The following is an 18355-nucleotide window of genomic DNA, read 5'->3' on the forward strand; positions in this document are numbered from 1 at the left end:
TCCAGTGCGCAGAACAGGACGATACCGCCGGAGCGGGGCATTCGTCACCTAATGTATCGATACTATCATGATCAATGTTACCCTATCGACCGCTGAGCAAGGCTGCGTTATGATAACATTCTCCGTAATGAACCGGATTGATTCATAGCATGCTCGCGATCCCCACCGCCTCGTCCGACCACGCTGCCCAGCCCTGGGCCGCCCAGTTCGCCAGCCGGGCCGGCGGAATGGTAGCCTCGGAGATCCGCGAGCTGCTCAAGATCCTGGCGAGGCCCGACATCATCTCCTTCGCGGGCGGCATCCCCGACCCGGCACTGTTCCCGGCGGACCAGTTCGCGCAGGCCTATGCCCAACTGTTCGCCGATCCGGCTCGCCGCGCCAGGGGCCTGCAATATTCGCTCAGCGAGGGCGATCCGGCGCTGCGTGAGTGGATCGTGGCGCACATGGCGGAGCAGGGCGTGGCCTGTACGCCCGAGAACGTGCTGATCACCACCGGCGCCCAGCAGGCGCTGGACTTCATCGGCAAGCTGATGTTGTCGCCGGGCGACACGGTGATCGCCACGGCACCGACCTATCTGGGGGCACTCCAGGCATTCTCGGCCTACGAGCCTCATTACGAGCGGCTCCGCCTGGACGGGGGCAACGCCACCCCGGCGCACTACCTGGACAGCGCCAGGGCGCATGGCGGGCGGCCGAAGCTTCTCTATGTCGTGCCGGACTTCGCCAACCCCAGCGGGGAGACGCTGGACCTGGCGCAGCGCCGCCGGCTCCTGGAGCTGGCCCAGGGCACGGGTGCCCTGGTGGTGGAGGATGCCGCCTACCGCCAGCTGCGTTATGCGGGCGACCCTGTCCCCCCGATCACGGCACTGGCCTGCGAGCTGGGTGGCGGGATCGAGGGCGCGCGCAGCGTCTATTGCGGTACCTTCTCCAAGACCCTGGCCCCGGGCTGTCGCGTGGGCTGGATCGTCGGGCCGCGTGCCGTGATCGAGAAGCTCGTGCTGATCAAGCAGGCGGCCGACCTGCACAGCGGCACGCTCGACCAGGCGGTGATCGGCGACGTGGCCCGTGCATGTCTTGCCGACCGGCTGCCGGTGCTCCGCGATGCCTATCGCCGCCGCCGCGACGCGATGCTGGCGGCACTGGCGAGCTCCGCCCCTGCCGGCACGCGCTGGAGCCGGCCGGATGGCGGCCTGTTCGTCTGGGTCGAGCTGCCGGCCGGGATCGATGCCCGGGCACTGCTGCCGCGGGCGATCGAGGAGGCCAAGGTCGCCTATGTGCCGGGCGGCGCCTTCTTCTTCGACGGCGGCGGCGCGAACACGCTCAGGCTCAGCTTCTCGCTGGCCGACGAGGCTACCATCGACCGGGGTATGCGCAGCCTGATGGCGCTGGTGACCGAGGTGGCGGGACGGCAGTCTGGTGAGGCTGGCTCAGCTTCGGCCGGGGCGGGCTCACTGGTGGCCGGGGCAGCGCTCCGCTAGCGCTGGTGGCGGGAGCCGTTCGCCGAAAAGCCAGGGAGGCGGTGCGATGCTGGATCACCTTCAGCGCATGGGGCGCTATAATCATTGGGCGAATCGCCGGCTCTATGCGGCCTGTGCCGCGCTCGAACCGGGCGAATTCGGGAAGACCCGGCCCGCCTTCTTCCGCTCGATCAGCGGGACCCTCAACCACCTGCTGGTGACGGACCGGATCTGGCTCGACCGGCTCATGGGCCGCCCGCATGGCGGCCAGCTTGTGGACGACCAGCCGTTCCCGCAGCTCGGTCCGCTGCAGGCCGCGCGGGAGGCGTTGGACGAGGAGATCATCCAGGCGACCCACGCGTTCACGCAGGAACGGCTCGACGGCATCATCGCCTATCGGATGATGACCAGCCCGACCGAGCGGCGGGTACCGGGCTTGCTGTGCTGGATGCACCTGTTCAATCATCAGGCACACCACCGCGGCCAGGTCCACGACCAGATGAGCCAGACCAGCACGCCACCGCCGTCCCTGGACCTGATCTACTTCGTCTACCAGGAGATGGCGTGAACCGGGCGCGGCTTGCCGTCGTGCCGCTCCTGCTGGTCTTCCTGCTCCTGCCGGGCCGAAACGCTCTGGCCGCCGAGCGGCCGTCGGTCGACGGCTGGCCCGGCTTCGCGGTCGGCCGGGTGAACGTGCGGGGCGGGGGCTTCTGCACTGCCACGCTGATCGGCGCGCACCAGGCGGTGACGGCGGCGCACTGCCTGCGCGACGGTGCGTCCGCCTGGTACGGGGCGGACCGGATCGTGGTCGAGCTGGCGCCGCACCGGTCGAACCGCAAGGGCCATGCTCGGGTCATCGGCTTCCGGCCGGCACCCGGCCTCGCCTTCCTGCCGGACGGTACGCCGGAGGATCCGGCACGAGACTGGGCGGTGCTGGAGCTGGGCGAAGGGAGCCCTGGTGATCCGGGGGTGCAGCCGGTGGAGCTGGCCTCGCCCGCCGAGCGGGCGGCGCTGCGGCCGGGCAGCCTCCTGAGCCTCGTCGCCTATACGAGCCAGCGCCCCTACGTGGCGACCCTGGCTGATGGCTGTCGCATCCAGGAGGTGCGCGGCCAGCCGCAGGTGGTCCTGCACGACTGCACGGCCAGTGCCGCCGTGGCGGGTGCTGCGGTGCTGGCCGAGACACAAGCGGGAACGGTGCTGGTCGGCATCCAGGTCGGCACGGGCGACCTGGATGGCCGGCCGGTCGGCGTTGCGGCGCTCCTGGAGCGGCGGATCGAGCCGGCGGCCCTGCTGGGCAGCGCCACCGGCCCCTGAACCCACTCCGCGGGACTGCTGCGCCGCGTCAGGCGGCCTTGAGCGGCTTGTACTTGATCCGGTGCGGCTGGTCGGCGTCGTGGCCAAGCCGCTTCTTCCGATCGGCCTCGTACTCGCCGTAATTGCCCTCGAACCAGACGACCTGGCTGTCGCCCTCGAACGCCATGATGTGCGTGCAGATCCGGTCCAGGAACCAGCGATCGTGGCTGATCACCACCGCACAGCCGGCGAAGTCCAGGAGCGCGTCCTCGAGGGCCCGCAGCGTGTCGACGTCGAGATCGTTGGTCGGCTCGTCGAGCAGCAGCACGTTGGCGCCGCTGTTGAGCAGCTTGGCCATGTGCACGCGGTTGCGCTCGCCGCCCGAGAGCACGCCGACCTTCTTCTGCTGGTCGCCGCCCTTGAAGTTGAACGCCGCCACATAGGCGCGGCTGTTCATGGTGCGCTTGCCGAACTCGATCACGTCCAGCCCGCCGGCAATCTCCTCCCAGACGGACTTGTTCGGGTCGAGCGCGTCGCGGCTCTGGTCGACATAGCCGAGCTTGACGGTCTCGCCGATCCGGATGGTGCCGGAATCGGGCTGCTCCGCGCCCACCATCATCCGGAACAGCGTGGTCTTGCCTGCACCGTTCGGGCCGATGATCCCGACAATGCCGCCGGGCGGCAGGCTGAACGACAAATTGTCGATCAGCAGCCGGTCGCCGAAGCCCTTGCTGATGCCGTCCGCCTCGATCACCACGCCGCCCAGGCGGGGACCTGGCGGGATCATGATCTGCGCGGTGCCCGGCACCGCCTCGCTGGCCTGGCGCAGCAGCTCCTCATACGCGGTGATGCGCGCCTTCTGCTTGGCCTGGCGGGCCTTCGGGCTCTGGCCGATCCACTCGGCCTCGCGGGCCAGGGTCTTCTGGCGCGCGACGTCCTCGCGCTCCTCCTGCTCCAGCCGCTTGCGCTTCTGCTCGAGCCAGCCCGAGTAGTTGCCCTGGAACGGGATGCCGCGGCCGCGGTCCAGCTCCAGGATCCAGCCGGCAACATTGTCCAGGAAGTAGCGGTCGTGGGTGATCGCCACGACAGTACCCTTGTATTCCTGCAGGAACCGCTCCAGCCAGGCCACCGATTCGGCGTCCAGATGGTTGGTGGGCTCGTCGAGCAGCAGGAGGTCGGGCTGGCTCAGCAGCAGGCGGCACAGCGCGACGCGGCGCCGCTCGCCGCCGGACAGCTTGGTGACGTCCGCGTCGCCCGGCGGGCAGCGCAAGGCGTCCATGGCGATGTCCACGGTGCGCTGGAGGTTCCAGCCGTCTACCGCGTCGATCTTCTCCTGGAGCTCGCCCTGCTCGGCCAGCACCTCGTTCATCTCGTCATCGGAAAGCTCCTCGGCAAAGCGCGCCGAGACTGCGTCGAACCGGTCGAGCAGTGCCTTGGTCTCGCCCACGCCCATCAACACGTTGTCCAGGACGTTCTTGTCCGGATCGAGCTGCGGCTCCTGGGCGAGGTAACCGACCTTGGCCCCTTCGGCGATCATCGCGTCGCCGTTCACGTCCTGGTCGATCCCCGCCATGATGCGCAGCAGGGTCGACTTGCCGGCACCGTTGACGCCGAGCACGCCGATCTTCGCACCCGGCAGGAACGCCAACGTGACATTCTCGAGGATCTTCTTGCCGCCTGGAAAGATCTTCGAGAGATTCCGCATCACGTAGACGTATTGGTAGGATGCCATGCACCACTCCGGTTGAGAAACGCACTGAAAGGGGAAATGGACGAACGCGTGCGCCGTCTACCATGTGGTGACGCAGGGCGGAAGGTGAAGCGCTTCCGCTAGTTCGCTGTGGCTTGTTCGCATTCTAGGTTGGGGGAAGAAGCCATACCGACTGCAAGGGACCAAAGCCGATGACAGCCCGGGCGACGGCTGAGGAGAAGCGCATCCTGGTGGTGGATGACGAGCCCAACATCGTGATGTCGCTCGAATTCCTGCTGCGCAAGGCCGGCTTTCAGGTGGAGACCGCGCGCAATGGCCGCGAAGCGCTGGACGCGCTGGAGCGCGAGCCGCCCGACCTGCTCCTCCTGGACGTGATGATGCCGGAGTTCGACGGCTATGCCGTATGCGAGCGCATCCGCCAGGACAGGCGCTGGGACCGCACGCGGATCGTGATGCTGACGGCACGGGGGCGGGAAGCCGAGCGTGCGCGCGGCCTGGCGCTGGGTGCCGACGAGTACGTGTCCAAACCCTTCTCGACGCGGGTGCTGGTCGAGCAGGTGCGCGCCCTCCTGGGTGTGGCCTGAACCCTTGCGCTACCGGCCGTCCCGTCATGACCCGCTGGCCCGGGCGACCCGCACCCAGCGGGCCGGACGGCAGATGGTCGCGATCGCCATCGTCACCTTCCTCCTGCTGACACCGACGGTGTTCGAGCTGGTGGACCGGCTGGCGCCGGGGTGGCTGCCAGCCTGGATCGGCCTCGTCCTGCTGGCCGCCATCGCCGGAATCGCCAGGACGGCCGAGCGGGCGCCCGAGCCCGCTGCCACCGACCGGACGACGGAGCCGCCGGCATGATCGGCCAGATGATGTTCGTCCCGCTCCTGGCGCTGGCCTATCTCGCCTGCCTGTTCGCGATCGCCGCGTTCGGCGACCGGGCCGCGCGGCACGGCCGACGCCTGGGCGGGCCCTGGATCTATACGCTGAGCCTGGGCGTGTACTGCACCACCGCGAGCTATTACGGCGGTGTCGGCATAGCCATGGAAGAGGGGCTGGCCTTCCTGCCGATCTTCCTCGGCCCAATGGTCGCGATGTTCCTGAGCCCGTTGATCCTCTACAAGATTCTGAGGATCGCCAGGGCCTACAACATCACCTCGATCGCCGACTTCCTGGCGGCGCGCTATGGCAAGCGCTCCAAGCTCGGCATCGTGGTGAGCTGCATCGCGCTGATCGGGGTCGCCCCGGCCATCGCGGTGCAGCTCAAGAGTGTCGCCGCCTCGATCAACCTCCTGAGCCGGGGCAGCGTGCACGGCGAGGGGGCGTCTCTGGCCAACGATACGGCACTCTATGTCGCGCTGGGCCTGGCGGCATTCACCATCCTGTTCGGCACCCGCCAGGTCGACGCCACCGAGCGGCACCAGGGCATGGTGCTGGCAGTGGCGTTCGAGAGCGTGGTGAAGCTCGTGGTGCTGCTGGCCTTAGGCGGCTACGTGGTGTTCGGTCTCTACGCCGGACCAGCCGATCTCGCCGGCAGGGTCGAGGCGGCGGGGCTCGACCGGCTGCTGACCTTCGACGGTACCGGCATGTCCGGCACGGACTGGCTCCTCATGATCCTCGCCGCCGGGCTCGGCTTCATGTTCCTGCCCCGCCAGTTCCAGGTGGCCGTGATCGAGAACCAGGATCCCGGCCATCTGACCCGGGCGTCCTGGGCATTGCCCGCCTATTTCCTGCTCTTTTTGATGTTCATCATGCCGATGGCGCTGGCAGGCATCCTCCACCAGGTGCCGGTACCCGACCTGGCCATCCTGCAGCTGCCACTCGACCACGGCGCCTACGCTCTCGTGGTGGCGGTGTTCCTGGGCGGGCTGTCGGCGGCCGCGGCCATGGTGGTGGTGGAGACCATCGCGCTGGCGACGATGGTGAGCAACGACCTGGTCCTGCCACTCCTCCTGCGCACCGGCTGGCTCAGCGTGGCCGCCTCGGCCGATCCGAGCCGGCTCCTGCTCCTGATCCGCCGGGTGGCCATCGTCCTGATCGTGCTGGCGGGCTATCTGTTCTTCCGCCTGGTCGGTGCCCAGCTGACCTTCGTCGAGTTCGGCATGTTCAGCCTGGTTGCGGCTGCCCAGTTCGGGCCACCCATCCTGATCGGGATGTACTGGCGCGACGCGAACTGGATCGGCGCCCTGACCGGGCTGTGCCTGAGTTTCGCGGTCTGGTGCTACACGCTGCTCCTGCCGGCCTTCGTCATGGCTGAGTTCGGTGGCGAGGAGGTGCTGACTCACGGCCCGTTCGGCATCGAGCTGCTCAGCCCGCACAGCCTGCTGGGCTTTGAGGGCCTGTCTCCCACCGGTCATGCGATCTTCTGGACGCTTCTGCTCAACCTGCTGGGGCTGGTGCTGGGCTCGCTGCTCGGCCATTCGACCGGGCTGGACCGCACCCAGGCCGAGATGTTCGTCGATGTGTGGTCACGGGCCGACGCCACCCGGATGTGGCGTGGCGAGGTGCGGATCCGCGAGCTGCGCGACATGCTCCAGCGGTTCGTGGGGCCGGAGCGGACCGCCGAGCTGTTCGCGGCGGATGCCCGCCGCTTAGGCGTGCGCCTGCCGCTGGACGGCCGTGCCGATGCCCGGCTGGTGCAGACGGCGGAGCGCCAGCTGGCCCGAGCCGTCGGGTCGGCCTCGGCGCGGGCGCTGATCGGCTCGATGGTCAAGAGCGAGAGCATCGGCACGCGCAGCGTCATGGAGATTCTGGACGAGACCTCCCAGCTCATCCGCTACTCACGTGAGCTGGAGCGCAAGTCGAGCGAGCTCGAGCGGGCGACCCAGGAACTGCGCGAGGCCAACCGGCGCCTGCGCGAGGTCGACCGGTTGAAGGACGATTTCATGGCGACGGTCAGCCACGAGCTGCGCACGCCGCTCACCTCGATCCGCGCCTTTTCCGAGATCGTGCGCGACAACCCCGACCTCACCGACGAGGAGCGCGAGAACTTCCTGGGTGTGGTGACCCGCGAGACCGAGCGCCTGACCCGGCTCATCAACGACATCCTGGACCTGTCCAAGATCGAATCCGGGCGAATGCAGTGGCGCACCGCGGCCGTGCCGCTGGGGGGGGTGGTGCGCGAGGCGGTGGACAGCGTCATGCCGCTGCTCGACGAGCGCAAGATCAGCCTCACCCTGGACCTCGGCCGGGCGGACCTCGCCGTGCAGGCCGAGCGGGACCGGCTGGAGCAGGTGCTGATCAACCTGATCAGCAATGCCTGCAAGTTCGTCGCGGTGGGCAAAGGCCGGATCCAGGTCGTGACCAAGGAGGTGATCGATCAGGTCGAGCTGCGGGTGGAGGACGACGGGCCGGGCGTGCCGCCGGCGGAGCGCGAGGCGATCTTCGGCAAGTTCATCCAGCTGGGGGACCGGCTGACCGCCAAGCCCGAGGGCACTGGCCTCGGCCTGTCGATCAGCCGGCAGATCGTGGAGGCGTTCGGCGGCACCCTCCGGGTGGAGGCATCCCGGCTGGGCGGTGCCGCCTTCGTCGCCACGCTCAAGATCGCGAAGTCGCCGGTCGACGCGGCCGACGCCGCCGAGTAGCCGGTCAGGCGGCGGCCGGCACCGTGCCGGCCAGGGAGCGGCCGATCAGCCGCGCCACCTCGACCGCCTGGCTACGGATGTCCGGCACGGAGGTGATCTCCCAGAACGCGCCGCGCACCACCGGCCCGACCCCGAACAGCCCCGGCACGACCTGGCCGGCAGCGTCGATCATCATGCTGCTGGTGGTGCAGTCCAGGCCGAGCCTGGCTCCGTCCGCCCGCACCGTGCCCGATGTAAGTAGCTGGCGGATCAGCGGGTCGTCCACGGCGGCCAGATCGACGGCGGTGCCGGTGCAGTTGATCACCCGCTGCACTTCCAGGGCGAGGCTCGCCGTGGTGCCGCGCGGCCGGTAGGTGGCCAACGCCCCGCAGGACCAGGGGCCGGACGGTTCGAGCGCCTCCAGCCGGCCGGCATGGAGCACGAGCTGGCCCTCGGCCTGCAGCCGGTGGATCCGCTCTGCGACCTCGGGGGCCGCGCGGTGGCGGTGGACATCCCACCAGGGCCGCAGGTGGCGCACGAAGCGGCGCCGGTCGGCGGGGCTCAGCTCCTGCCACAGGAGCTGGCTGTGCGGGCGCAGCGCGTCGATCACCGACCGCCAGCCAAAGCCCGCCACCTGGGCCCGGGTGATCTCGCGGCGCACCGCGCGGGTCAGACTCACCAGGGAGCGGCGGTCCTCCGCATCGAGAAGAAGGTCGGCATAGGAAGGTGCCGGCGCATGGGTGCGCGGCAGGAGCCCGCGCCGGGACAGGACATGGATGGTGCTGCGAAAGCCGCGGTCGACCAGCCGCAGCACCACGTCGATCATGGTCAGGCCGCTGCCCAGCAGCAGCACCGGGTGGTCCCGGTCGATCTCCTCCACCGCCTCCGGTTGCCAGGGATTGTCCACGCAGCCGGCATAGGGCAGGGGCGCTGGCGGGAAGTTGCCGGTCGCCAGCACGGCGATGTCGGTTTCCAGCGACCGCCCATTCCGGGTTGCCAGGTGCCAGCTCGTGCCGTGGCGCACCAGCCGGGTCGCCTGGTCGTTCAGGATGGTGAGCCGGTCGGCATGCCGGCCGGCACGCAGCACGGCGGCGAGCTGGTCGCGCACATAGCGGCCATAGAGCCCGCGCTGGACGAAGGTGCCAGCCGGGCCCTCCTTGGCGCCCTGCGCGCGCTCGTCCGCCGGCAGGCGATCGAGCCAGCGCAGCAGGTGCTCGGGCTCGTCCGGAAAGGCGCTCATGTTCTCGGCGCGCACGTTCAGGAGATGGCTGGGCTCGGCCGTGGCGAACGCCACGCCGCGGCCGAGCTGCCGCTCCCGCTCGATCAGGACTACCCGGTCGTTGCCCTGAAGATGCTGCAGGAGATGGATCGCACAGATCGTGCCGCTGAAGCCGCCGCCGATCACCGCGACGGTGCGGCCAGCGCCGCTCCGGGCTGCCATTCGCCGTCCCATGGCTGGTGCTCCCTGTTATCGCCTGGATGGTGGGGCGAGAGCGGATCGCACCTTCCCTCGCGGCTCCATCGGCATGGTCGTTGCGGAGCACAGCATGAGATAAAATTGATAAAAATTATAGAGTATTTTTGCGTGCGATCGTGGCCAGGGGTGCCGGCGCGCGCGCCCGCTTCGGTCAGATTGCGAAATCCTCCGCCGTCTCCGCCGGGCCTACCCGGTCGCGCATCTGCGCCAGCGTGGTCCGGTCCAGGACCTCGGCCATCGCATCGCGCACGCTCTGCATCAGGATACGCACTGAGCAGGTCTCGACGTCCCGGCAGTCGTCGCAGGGCTGGTTGCCCTTGCGTCGGGCGCACGGGATCGGCGCGATCGGCCCATCCAAGGTGCGCACCACGTAACCCATGCGGATCTCGGAAGCGGGGCGGGCCAGCATGAAGCCGCCGCCCGGGCCCTTCTTGCTGCGCACGAAGCCGGCCTTGCGCAGGTCCAGCAGGATGGTGTCCAGGAAGGCCTTGGGAATTCCGTTCGCTTCCGCGATCTCGGCTGCCTGGGTTGACTTTCCTTCCGGCAACTTCGCCAGATGGACCATGGCCTTCAGGCCATACTTGCCCTTGTTGGTGAGCACGCTCGTTCCAGAACGGCGGCTTGCCGCCAAAACCATAATTTCGGTCAAGTAACTCGAATGCCATCCACACATCAATGGTTGGACACCCGACACAGGCGCATGGGGTGTGCGCTGCAGTCGGATAGTGGCATGGCCGCAGGTATTGTTGACAAAAATGATTAGCTATATCAGCTTCGGCGGGCGGAGGGGCTGGCGCGGTACGGAGCGGCAGGCGGCCCCTTGCTGGAACAGGCCGCGCGGCCAAGGGGGCCCGCGCGGCAAAAGGAGAGGCGAGATGACCAAGCTCAGCCGGCGTCACGCGACGAGCGCGCTGGTGGCCGGGGGTGCAGCCCTGCTGGCGCCGTTCGCCACGGTCCGGTCCGCCCGGGCCGCCACCGAGATCCTCAACGTTTCCTACGATCCCACGCGCGAGCTCTACCAGGAGTTCAACCAGGCCTTCGCCAAGGCCTGGCAGGAGCAGACCGGCGAGGAGGTCACGGTGCGCGCCTCCCATGGCGGCTCCGGCAAGCAGGCGCGGGCGGTGATCGACGGGCTGGATGCCGATGTCGTCACCCTGGCGCTGGCCAGCGACATCGATGCGATCGCCGAGCATGGCGGCATGATCGCCAAGGACTGGCAACAGCGCCTGCCCTACAACAGCACGCCCTACACCTCGACCATCGTGTTCCTGGTGCGCAAGGGCAACCCCAAGGGGCTGAAGGACTGGGGCGACCTGATCAAGGACGACGTCCAGGTCATCACCCCCAATCCCAAGACCTCCGGCGGGGCGCGCTGGAACTACCTGGCCGCCTGGGCCTGGGCGGAGCGGCAGCCGGGTGGCGACGCCGCCAAGGCGGAGCAGTTCGTGGCCGAACTGTTCCGGCACGTGCCGGTCCTGGATACCGGGGCGCGCGGCTCCACCACGACCTTCGCCCAGCGCCGGCAGGGCGACGTGCTGCTCGCCTGGGAGAACGAGGCGTTCCTGTCGCTCGCCGAGTTCGGCGCCGACAAGTTCGAGATCGTGGTGCCCACGCTCAGCATCCTGGCCGAGCCGCCGGTCGCGGTGGTGGACGGGGTGGTGGACGCCAAGGGCACGCGCAAGGTGGCCGAGGCCTACCTGAACTATCTCTATGCGCCCGACGGCCAGCGGATCGCTGCCAAGAACTACTATCGCCCCCGCGAGCCGCGCCATGCAGCACCCGAGGACATCGCGCGTTTCCCCGAACTGCAGCTGGTCACCATCGACGAGGCGTTCGGCGGCTGGGCCAAGGCGCAGCCCGAGCATTTCGGCAATGGCGGCGTGTTCGACCGCATTTACGGGGGCGGCTGAACCGCCCCCGCGGCGGCGGCCGGGCGCTCATGCGCCTCCGGGACTCGGCCGCGCCGCCTGTTCCGCCTGCTCCTCCCGCTCCGCGGCAAAGCCCTCCGCGATGCTCTCCCTGGCCTCCTCGTGATCGGCCGCTGACGGCTCGTCCTGCGCCGGGGCCTGCGCCTGCTCGGCGTCCGGATCGAAGCGCAGGCGGACCAGCACGGGGAAATGGTCCGAGCCGACATGGCCCAGCACCCGCAGCTCGACCAGGCGGAAGCAGGTGTCGTGGAACAGGTGGTCGAGCGGCCAGCGGGCGAACCAGTAGTCGGCGTGGAAGGTGGGGTAGAGACCCCGCCCGACCCGCGGGTCCAGCAGTCCGCTGATCCGCTGGAACAGCCTGGTCGTGTGCGACCAGGCGACATCGTTCAGGTCGCCGCAGACGATGGTGGGGCCGCGGTCCTGTGCCACCTGCTCGGCCACCAGCAGGAGCTCGGCGTCGCGCTGCTCCACGTCGTTGTCGACCTGCGGCGGCTCCGGATGGACGCAGTGCAGGTTCACGAGCTGACCGGAGGGCAGCCGGAGCTTGGCGGAGATCGACGGGATGTCCTGCGAGACCCGGTCCTGGACCGTCACCTCGGACAGCGGCAGGCGGGAATAGAGCAGCATGCCGTAGGTGTTGTCCAAGGGATGCAGCACCCGGTGCGGATAGCCGGGCTCCAGCGGGGCCAGCTGCTCCTGCCACCAGCGGTCGGTCTCGACCACCAGCACCAGGTCCGGGTCGTGCCGGCGGACTTCGGCGAGGAACCGCCCGGCCTCACGGTTGGTCTGCAGGATGTTGGCGATCAGGACGCTGACCATCCGGTCGGAGCCGTCCGCCACCGCGTCCTGCACCTGCCGGGGCGCCAGCCGCGTGTAGCGCCAGATCTGGGCGAGCTGCCAGGCGAGGCAGGCAAGCGTGGCCACCAGGATCACGACACCCGCCGGTGCTAGCTCCAGCAGCACGAGCTCGGCCACTGCCATGACCGCCAGCCATACGGCGAGCTGCAGGCGCGGATAGTCCCACACCCGCACCCACCATTTCGGGGTGCGCCAGAGCGGCAGCACCGTCAGCGCGATCGGCACGAGTGCCAGCGTCCGCACGAGCCAGTCCAGCCATGCCATCGTGCGATACCGCCTCCGCAGTTTGTCCTTCATGCCTATCCGGCATGACAACAGAACACCACTGCGCCCTCATGGTTCAGTGGACGGTGCAGATGATCCGCAGCGGCTGGGGCGAGACCGCGAGGCTCAGCGCGGTTGCGGCCACCGGGTCGCCGTCCAGCTGGAGATGGTCCGCCGTCACCAGCTCCCAGCCTGCCGTCCGCAGGTGGCGCACGCCCGGCCAGCGATGGAGCTGGCCGGTCGCCAGCGCCAGCGCATAGCCCAGGGCCGCCAGCCGGCCAGATCGCTCGAACAGCACCAGATGCAGGTGCGGCTCGTCGAGCCTGGCACCTGCGGCACAGACGAACGATCCGCCATAAAGCCGGCAGCGCGCCGCGATTGCCGAGACGGCCCGGTGCCGGACCCCGTCGACCTGCAGCTCGTGATGGACTGGCTGCCAGCGCCACCACAGTCTCGCAGCCGCCAGCAGGTAGGCGAGCTGGCCCAGCCGGCGCTTGGCCGCGGGCGAGACGGCCGCCACCACCGCCGCGTCGAAGCCGATCCCGGCCATGAGGAGAAAGGCGCGCCCGTTCGCCAGGCCCGGCCAGACCTGGGCATAGCCGCCGGCCGCCACCATGCGCGCGACCTCCTCGGTCGAGCCGCCGATGCCGAGCTCGCGCGCCAGCACGTTGACCGTGCCGGTCGGCAGGATGGCGAGCGGCAGGTCGCTGCCGAGCAGCCCGTTGGCGACCTCGTTGACCGTGCCATCGCCGCCGGCAGCCACCAGCACGTCCGGACGGTCATCGCTTTCGGCTGCCTGCCGGGCCAGATGCTCGGCATCGCCGGCAGTCCCGGTCAGCCGGACCGTCACGGCGATGCCCATGGACTCCAGGGCTTCGGCCAGCGCCGTCACCTTGGCATTGCGCCGCCGGCCGGCCGTGGGATTCTGGATGATCTGCACCCGCATGACCCGCTCCAGGGCAGCGGTAGCGGCCAGGGTCATGGCGGCGGCTCCTCGCGACGGGGCAATCCGAACCGGGCAGCGAGCATGGCGATCATCAGCCAGGCGAGCGCCAGCGTGGCCAGGCTGTGGCTCAGGAAATGGGCACCCTTCGCCATCTGGTATGCCGCCATTGCGCTGCCGACGGCAAGGCCGACACCTAGGCCGGCGATCCGCCAGCTGGGCCGGCCGGACAGCCAGCCCAGCGCCAGCAGGGCGAAGCCGCCTGAGGCATGGCCCGCCGGGAAGCAGCGGCCCGGTGGGCGCACGGCTTCCGGATGAGTGCCGAACGGCGGCACGTGGCGATAGCGCCCGCCGAACTCGGTCGTCTGGCTCGGGCAATAAACGTCGGTGACCTGCTTCAGCCGGTTCGCCGCGGTCGGTACCAGTGCCAGGCAGAGGAGCAGGAAGACCAGCTCGCGCCGGAAACCGCGCAGGCGGCGTTCCCAGAAACCCAGGAGGAGCAGCAGGCCCAGCACCGCGCCCATCACGACCAGCGCTAGCTTCGGACCGTCATAGAACAGGCGGCGCGGCCAGGAAGCTTTCGCGTCCACCAGCCAGCCGGCCGCCGGATCGTAGAAGGTCTGCTGCAGAGCGGCGTCCAGGGGCGACCAGCTCAGCACCAGGGCCAAGAGCAGGAGCAGGACGGGCGGCAGGGCCGGCCGCAGCCAGGCCGGCCACGGGGTCGGCCTGGCCGTCGCTGTCGCGCCGGTCATCGCCCGAGCTCGTGATATTGGTGGCCGTAGAACATGCGGTGCGCGGTCTGGGTCACGGCGATCGCCTCGGTCGCGAGAGCCGGGTCGGGCGGCACTGCCTTGCCCAGCGGCTCGGGGCCGGAGGTCAGGCGATAGCCGGTCAGGTCCTGCTGCGGACCCAGCACCACGAGTTGGCCGTGCCGGCCATAGGCCACCGAATAGTTGTGCGCCATTGCCACCCGGCCTTCGCCCGGTGGGACGTGGCGCAGGTCGAGGCCGAAGAACGGGCTGTCATAGCTCCAGCCGAGCAGGCCCAGCAGGGTGGGCGCCATGTCCAGGCTCGATCCCAGCGTGGCGTCGCGCCCGGGTGCCACCAGGTCCGGCGCGTAGAACAGCAGGGGCACCCGGAACCGTTCCACCGGCACCTGGGCCGCACCCGCCACCCGCGGGCCATGGTCGCCGACGAACACGAACACCGTGTCCTTGAACCAGGGATGGCTTCGCGCGCGCTCGATGAAGTCGGTGAACGCCCAGGCCGCGTAATGCGCGGCGTTCTCCTTCGCACCCATGGCCGGGTCGACACGTAGCTGGCCCTCGGGAAAGGTATATGGGCGATGGTTGGAGACGGTCAGCATGCCCATGAACACGGGCTGATTACTGGCGGTGCTCTGGTCCAGGCGGCGGAGCGCCTCGGTGAACAGATACTCGTCCGCCACGCCCCAGACCGTCGAGAAGCCCTGATCGGCGATGTCGCTCTGGTCCAGCACCTCGTCGAACCCCGTAGTCGACCAGAAATGCCCCATGTTGTCGAACTCGGCCTGGCCGGCATAGAGGAACGAGGTATGGTAGCCGTGCTGCTTCAGGAGGAAGGGCAGGGAGTTCATGCCTTCCGAGCCCGAGCGCCGCGCGGTGGAGATGCCCGGGATCGGGGTGAAGCTGGTGAGTAGCGCCTCCAGGCCCCGTACCGTCCGGTCGCCCGTGGCGTAGATGTTGGTGAACAGCAGGCCGTCCTGGGCCAGCCGGGCGAGCTCCGGGGAGACCGGGTAGGCCCGGCGGTTGTCGAGCCCATCCAGATAGGTGCTGCCGAAGCTCTCCTCGATCACCAGCACGATGTTGGGCCGCTTCGGCCGATTGCCGTTATCGACATGGCGCCAGAGGCTGCGGCCGCCCGTCGGGCCGGGATCGCCCGGGCGGAGGAAGCGGGTGTTGTCCTGCGCCACCGCAGCCTGCAGCGTCCGCACCGCGGTGCGCTCGTCGATGGTTGGATAAAGGCCGTCATAGTCGGTGTCGTTGGTCAGGAAGGCCTGGACCAGGCTACGCAGCCCGTTGTCTGCCACCTGGGCCACCTCACGGTCATGACCGAGCACCACCGGGCCGTGTCGCAGGACCGGCAGCGGCAGCAACAGGGCCAGGGCGCCGATGCCGGCCAGGGCCAGTCGGCGGCGGCCGGAAAGGGGGGTTGCGATCGCCGCCGCCAGGGCCGGGCGGACCAGGAGGTAGAGGCAGCCGCCTGCGGCCAGCACCAGCGGCAGGTAGAGCGACAGGTCGAAGCTCTCGCCGATATTGCCGACCACTTCCTTGGGAAAGATCAGGTAGTTGACCGCGATGCCGTTGAAGCGGCTGTCGAACTCGTTCCAGAAGAACAGCTCGGCCACTGCGCCGAACACCAGCGCGGTCACCAGCGCATAGCCCAGCAGGTGGGCGAGGGAGCGGCCGAACCGGCGGCGGAACAGCGGCTGCAGCAGGAGGAAGGCCAAGAACAGGGGGAGCGTGAGCCACAAGCCCACCGCCAGGTCCTGGCCGACCCCAGAGAACAGCGCAGCCAGCAGGGCGCCGTCATGCCCGGGCTCGCCTTCCACATGGACCCAAACCACCAGCACCACCCGCACCAGGCTGGCGAGCGACAGGAACAGGGCCAAGCAGGTCAGCCAAAGGCGCGTCTCGGCGGCGAGCGAGCGCCGGAACAGGGTGATGCCGCCTGCGCGCGCATCGAAGGAGACCGTCATCGCGAGCTTGCACCCCAGGCGAACGTGAAATCCGCTGCACTGATCGGCTCCCTGGCTGACCGGAACCTGACGCCGTGCCATGAGGGTGCGGCTGGCCCTCCGAGCGTGATCGATGGCATGAGAATCCTCCTCGTCGAAGATCATCCGACCTTGCGCGAGGTGATCCGCGATCACCTGACGGGGCGGGGCTTCGTCGTGGACGCGTTTGCGGGCGGCCAGGACGCGCTGGCGGCCGTGGAGGTGGTCGGGTACGACGCCCTGATCCTGGACCTCGGCCTTCCGGACATGGACGGGCTGGATCTCCTGGTCCGGATCCGTACCCTGGCCGGCTCCGCGCTGCCGGCGCTGATCGTCACCGCGCGCGACGCCGTGCCCGAGCGGGTTCGCGGGCTGGACGCCGGGGCGGACGACTATCTGGTCAAGCCCTTCGACCTGATGGAGCTGGAGGCGCGGCTGCGCGCGGTCCTGCGCCGGCCGGGCGACCGCAGGATGGAGCTGCTGAGCCTCGGCCGTCTGCGCCTGGACCGGGCGCGGCGCGAGGCTAGTGTGGACGATGTGCCGCTCGCGCTGCAGCGCCGCGAGCTGGCACTCCTGGACCAGCTGCTGCGCGCGGATGGCCGGGTGGTCGTACGCGACCTGCTGGAAGAACGGCTCTACGGGCTGGAGGAGGCGGTCACACCCAATGCGCTGGAGGCGCTGGTTTCCCGGCTGCGCCGCAAGCTGGAAGCGGCGCAGTGCGGGGTGCGGATCGAGACCAGGCGCGGCATCGGCTATCGCCTGACCGCCGACGAGGGCACATGAGCGGCTTCAGCCTGCGCCGCCGCCTGGCGCTGGTCATGCTGTTCGCCTTCCTGCTGGGGCTGGGGGGCGCCTCGCTGTTCTACTGGATCGAGGTGGCCGAGATGCGGGGCGAGTTGCTGCGCAACGCCCTGCGGCTGCAGGCGGAGGTCACGCTGGAAGCGCAGGCCGGCGCCAGGATCGCGGCCGACGCGCTGCCGCCGGAATGGGCAGTTGCCTATGCGCAGCCGGATTCACTGGTCCACTGGAGCCTTTACGATGCAGCGGGCCGGCAGGTCGGCCGATCACCGAACCTCCTGGTCACGCTGCCGCCGCCCTTCGGCCTGCCGTTCGGATCGATGCAGCGCGCGCATGTGGACGGGCGGGACATCGGCTTCCTCGCCGTACCCACCGCGGATGGCGGGATCCTCCAGGTGGCGCGGGCGGATCTCGACAGCCCCGGCGTGGTGCGCGTCCTGTCCGAGGAGGCGGTTGAGTTCCTGTTCTATACCCTGCTGCCCTTCGCGCTCCTGTCCATGCTGGCGATCTGGCTGGTGGTCGGCTGGAGCCTCCGGCCGCTGCTGCGCGCCTCGCAGGCGGCGGCCCTGGTCGGGCCGGAGCGCCTGCACAGCCGGATCCCGGCCGAGGGGCTGCCCGACGAGATCCTGCCCCTGGTGGCTGCCGCCAACGACGCGCTGGACCGGCTAACCGCGGGCTATGAGGCGGTGCGCCAACTGACCGCCGATGCCGCCCACGAGTTGCGCACGCCGCTGGCCGCCCTCTCGCTGCGCCTCCAGCAGGCCCGGCTGGACGGCACGGCCGATTGGGTGGCGATCGAGCGGGAGACGGGGCATATGCGCCGCCTGGTACAGCAGATGCTGACGCTGGCTCGCCAGGAGGGGCGGGAGGAGGGCGCGCTGGCGACCGTCAACCTCGCCAGGATCGGCCGCGAGGTGGCGGCCTCGCTCCTGCCGCTCGCCGAGGTGGCCGGACGCACCATCGAGGTCGAGGCACCTGACCGGGTAATGGCGCTGGGCGATCCGGACGAGCTGCGCGAGCTGGTCCGCAATCTGGTCGAGAACGGCCTGGCCCATGGTACCGGCACCGTGACCGTGCGGGTCGCCGGTGAGGGGGAGGGACCGCTCCTGGAGGTGGCGGATCAGGGGCCGGGTCTCCCGCCCGGCCTGGGCGCCGCCGCGTTCGAGCGTTACCGCAAGGGGGACCCGGCTTCAGCGGGCGCCGGGCTGGGCCTGGCGATCGTGCGCCGGGTGGTCGAGCGCCATGGCGGGCGGATCCGGCTGTCGCCTGGGCCAGGCTGCCGAGTGTCCGTCCGGTTGCGCCCGGCCGGGCACTGAG

Annotated in this window: 16 protein-coding genes; 9 read left to right on the plus strand and 7 right to left on the minus strand. The window is 69.6% G+C overall.

Annotated elements, in window-relative coordinates; all coding sequences use genetic code 11:
* Positions 1 to 149: 149 nt before the first annotated feature.
* The 3 genes from VNS22_RS05210 to VNS22_RS05220 are packed head-to-tail and all read left to right on the plus strand — an operon-like array spanning position 150 to position 2771.
* Positions 150 to 1478 (plus strand): PLP-dependent aminotransferase family protein, encoded by a 1329-nt coding sequence (locus tag VNS22_RS05210; RefSeq protein ID WP_325730304.1) that lies wholly within the window; start codon positions 150 to 152, stop codon positions 1476 to 1478.
* Positions 1479 to 1524: 46 nt separating this feature from the next.
* Positions 1525 to 2025, plus strand: a complete 501-nt coding sequence (locus tag VNS22_RS05215; RefSeq protein WP_325730306.1) for a DinB family protein — start codon at positions 1525 to 1527, stop codon at positions 2023 to 2025.
* Positions 2022 to 2771 (plus strand): trypsin-like serine peptidase, encoded by a 750-nt coding sequence (locus VNS22_RS05220; protein ID WP_325730308.1) that lies wholly within the window; start codon positions 2022 to 2024, stop codon positions 2769 to 2771. Before VNS22_RS05215 ends, VNS22_RS05220 begins: the two co-directional genes overlap by 4 nt.
* Positions 2772 to 2799: 28 nt before the next feature.
* Here VNS22_RS05220 and ettA read toward each other — a convergent pair whose 3' ends face one another.
* On the minus strand, positions 2800 to 4482 hold the full coding sequence (gene ettA, locus VNS22_RS05225) for an energy-dependent translational throttle protein EttA (RefSeq protein WP_325730310.1): 1683 nt from the start codon (positions 4480 to 4482) through the stop codon (positions 2800 to 2802).
* A gap of 170 nt (positions 4483 to 4652) precedes the next feature.
* Between ettA and VNS22_RS05230 the strand changes: the two genes are divergently transcribed.
* From VNS22_RS05230 to VNS22_RS05240, 3 genes are read left to right on the plus strand one after another with little or no spacing between them, the layout of a single operon-like run.
* Positions 4653 to 5045 carry a response regulator gene (locus VNS22_RS05230; RefSeq protein WP_325730312.1) on the plus strand — a complete coding sequence of 131 codons (393 nt, stop codon included), beginning with the start codon at positions 4653 to 4655 and terminating at the stop codon, positions 5043 to 5045.
* Positions 5035 to 5313 (plus strand): hypothetical protein, encoded by a 279-nt coding sequence (locus VNS22_RS05235; RefSeq protein ID WP_325730315.1) that lies wholly within the window; start codon positions 5035 to 5037, stop codon positions 5311 to 5313. The genes VNS22_RS05230 and VNS22_RS05235 overlap by 11 nt, the downstream gene beginning before the upstream one ends.
* On the plus strand, positions 5310 to 8036 hold the full coding sequence (locus VNS22_RS05240; RefSeq protein WP_325730317.1) for a sensor histidine kinase: 2727 nt from the start codon (positions 5310 to 5312) through the stop codon (positions 8034 to 8036). Before VNS22_RS05235 ends, VNS22_RS05240 begins: the two co-directional genes overlap by 4 nt.
* A gap of 4 nt (positions 8037 to 8040) precedes the next feature.
* On the opposite strand, the gene VNS22_RS05245 is transcribed toward VNS22_RS05240, so the two are convergent.
* Entirely contained in the window at positions 8041 to 9456 is a 1416-nt protein-coding gene (locus VNS22_RS05245) for an FAD/NAD(P)-binding protein (RefSeq protein ID WP_325730319.1), read from the minus strand.
* A gap of 187 nt (positions 9457 to 9643) precedes the next feature.
* A complete protein-coding gene (locus VNS22_RS05250; RefSeq protein ID WP_325730321.1) occupies positions 9644 to 10093 on the minus strand; it encodes an Rrf2 family transcriptional regulator in 450 nt (149 codons plus the stop codon).
* Between the two features lie 274 nt (positions 10094 to 10367).
* Here VNS22_RS05250 and VNS22_RS05255 point away from each other — a divergent pair, with 274 nt between their 5' ends.
* Positions 10368 to 11402, plus strand: a complete 1035-nt coding sequence (locus tag VNS22_RS05255; RefSeq protein ID WP_325730323.1) for a sulfate ABC transporter substrate-binding protein — start codon at positions 10368 to 10370, stop codon at positions 11400 to 11402.
* Between the two features lie 27 nt (positions 11403 to 11429).
* On the opposite strand, the gene VNS22_RS05260 is transcribed toward VNS22_RS05255, so the two are convergent.
* The 4 genes from VNS22_RS05260 to VNS22_RS05275 all read right to left on the minus strand — a co-directional run bounded on the left by VNS22_RS05260 (position 11430) and on the right by VNS22_RS05275 (position 16222).
* Entirely contained in the window at positions 11430 to 12542 is a 1113-nt protein-coding gene (locus VNS22_RS05260; RefSeq protein ID WP_325730325.1) for an endonuclease/exonuclease/phosphatase family protein, read from the minus strand.
* A 76-nt stretch (positions 12543 to 12618) separates the two neighbouring features.
* Entirely contained in the window at positions 12619 to 13524 is a 906-nt protein-coding gene (locus tag VNS22_RS05265) for a diacylglycerol/lipid kinase family protein (RefSeq protein ID WP_325730326.1), read from the minus strand.
* Complete coding sequence (locus VNS22_RS05270; RefSeq protein ID WP_325730327.1) at positions 13521 to 14237, minus strand: phosphatase PAP2 family protein; 717 nt, start codon at positions 14235 to 14237, stop codon at positions 13521 to 13523. Before VNS22_RS05270 ends, VNS22_RS05265 begins: the two co-directional genes overlap by 4 nt.
* Complete coding sequence (locus VNS22_RS05275) at positions 14234 to 16222, minus strand: LTA synthase family protein (RefSeq protein ID WP_325730328.1); 1989 nt, start codon at positions 16220 to 16222, stop codon at positions 14234 to 14236. Before VNS22_RS05275 ends, VNS22_RS05270 begins: the two co-directional genes overlap by 4 nt.
* 117 nt (positions 16223 to 16339) lie before the next feature.
* Here VNS22_RS05275 and VNS22_RS05280 point away from each other — a divergent pair, with 117 nt between their 5' ends.
* On the plus strand, positions 16340 to 17023 hold the full coding sequence (locus tag VNS22_RS05280) for a response regulator transcription factor (protein WP_325730330.1): 684 nt from the start codon (positions 16340 to 16342) through the stop codon (positions 17021 to 17023).
* A complete protein-coding gene (locus tag VNS22_RS05285) occupies positions 17020 to 18354 on the plus strand; it encodes a HAMP domain-containing sensor histidine kinase (protein WP_325730332.1) in 1335 nt (444 codons plus the stop codon). Before VNS22_RS05280 ends, VNS22_RS05285 begins: the two co-directional genes overlap by 4 nt.
* Position 18355: the final 1 nt, after the last annotated feature.

The sequence above is a fragment of the Geminicoccus sp. genome (assembly GCF_035556675.1).
In the GTDB taxonomy this organism is placed as follows: Bacteria; Pseudomonadota; Alphaproteobacteria; order Geminicoccales; family Geminicoccaceae; genus Geminicoccus.

Excerpts from the sequence above, each read along its gene's own strand:
- VNS22_RS05210 (WP_325730304.1), top strand. The coding sequence starts at position 150 with ATGCTCGCGATCCCCACCGCCTCGTCCGACCACGCTGCCCAGCCCTGG.
- VNS22_RS05215 (WP_325730306.1), top strand. The coding sequence starts at position 1,525 with ATGCTGGATCACCTTCAGCGCATGGGGCGCTATAATCATTGGGCGAAT.
- ettA (WP_325730310.1), bottom strand. The coding sequence starts at position 4,482 with ATGGCATCCTACCAATACGTCTACGTGATGCGGAATCTCTCGAAGATC.
- VNS22_RS05230 (WP_325730312.1), top strand. The coding sequence starts at position 4,653 with ATGACAGCCCGGGCGACGGCTGAGGAGAAGCGCATCCTGGTGGTGGAT.
- VNS22_RS05240 (WP_325730317.1), top strand. The coding sequence starts at position 5,310 with ATGATCGGCCAGATGATGTTCGTCCCGCTCCTGGCGCTGGCCTATCTC.
- VNS22_RS05245 (WP_325730319.1), bottom strand. The coding sequence starts at position 9,456 with ATGGCAGCCCGGAGCGGCGCTGGCCGCACCGTCGCGGTGATCGGCGGC.
- VNS22_RS05255 (WP_325730323.1), top strand. The coding sequence starts at position 10,368 with ATGACCAAGCTCAGCCGGCGTCACGCGACGAGCGCGCTGGTGGCCGGG.
- VNS22_RS05260 (WP_325730325.1), bottom strand. The coding sequence starts at position 12,542 with ATGGCATGGCTGGACTGGCTCGTGCGGACGCTGGCACTCGTGCCGATC.
- VNS22_RS05265 (WP_325730326.1), bottom strand. The coding sequence starts at position 13,524 with ATGACCCTGGCCGCTACCGCTGCCCTGGAGCGGGTCATGCGGGTGCAG.
- VNS22_RS05270 (WP_325730327.1), bottom strand. The coding sequence starts at position 14,237 with ATGACCGGCGCGACAGCGACGGCCAGGCCGACCCCGTGGCCGGCCTGG.
- VNS22_RS05275 (WP_325730328.1), bottom strand. The coding sequence starts at position 16,222 with ATGACGGTCTCCTTCGATGCGCGCGCAGGCGGCATCACCCTGTTCCGG.
- VNS22_RS05280 (WP_325730330.1), top strand. The coding sequence starts at position 16,340 with ATGAGAATCCTCCTCGTCGAAGATCATCCGACCTTGCGCGAGGTGATC.
- VNS22_RS05285 (WP_325730332.1), top strand. The coding sequence starts at position 17,020 with ATGAGCGGCTTCAGCCTGCGCCGCCGCCTGGCGCTGGTCATGCTGTTC.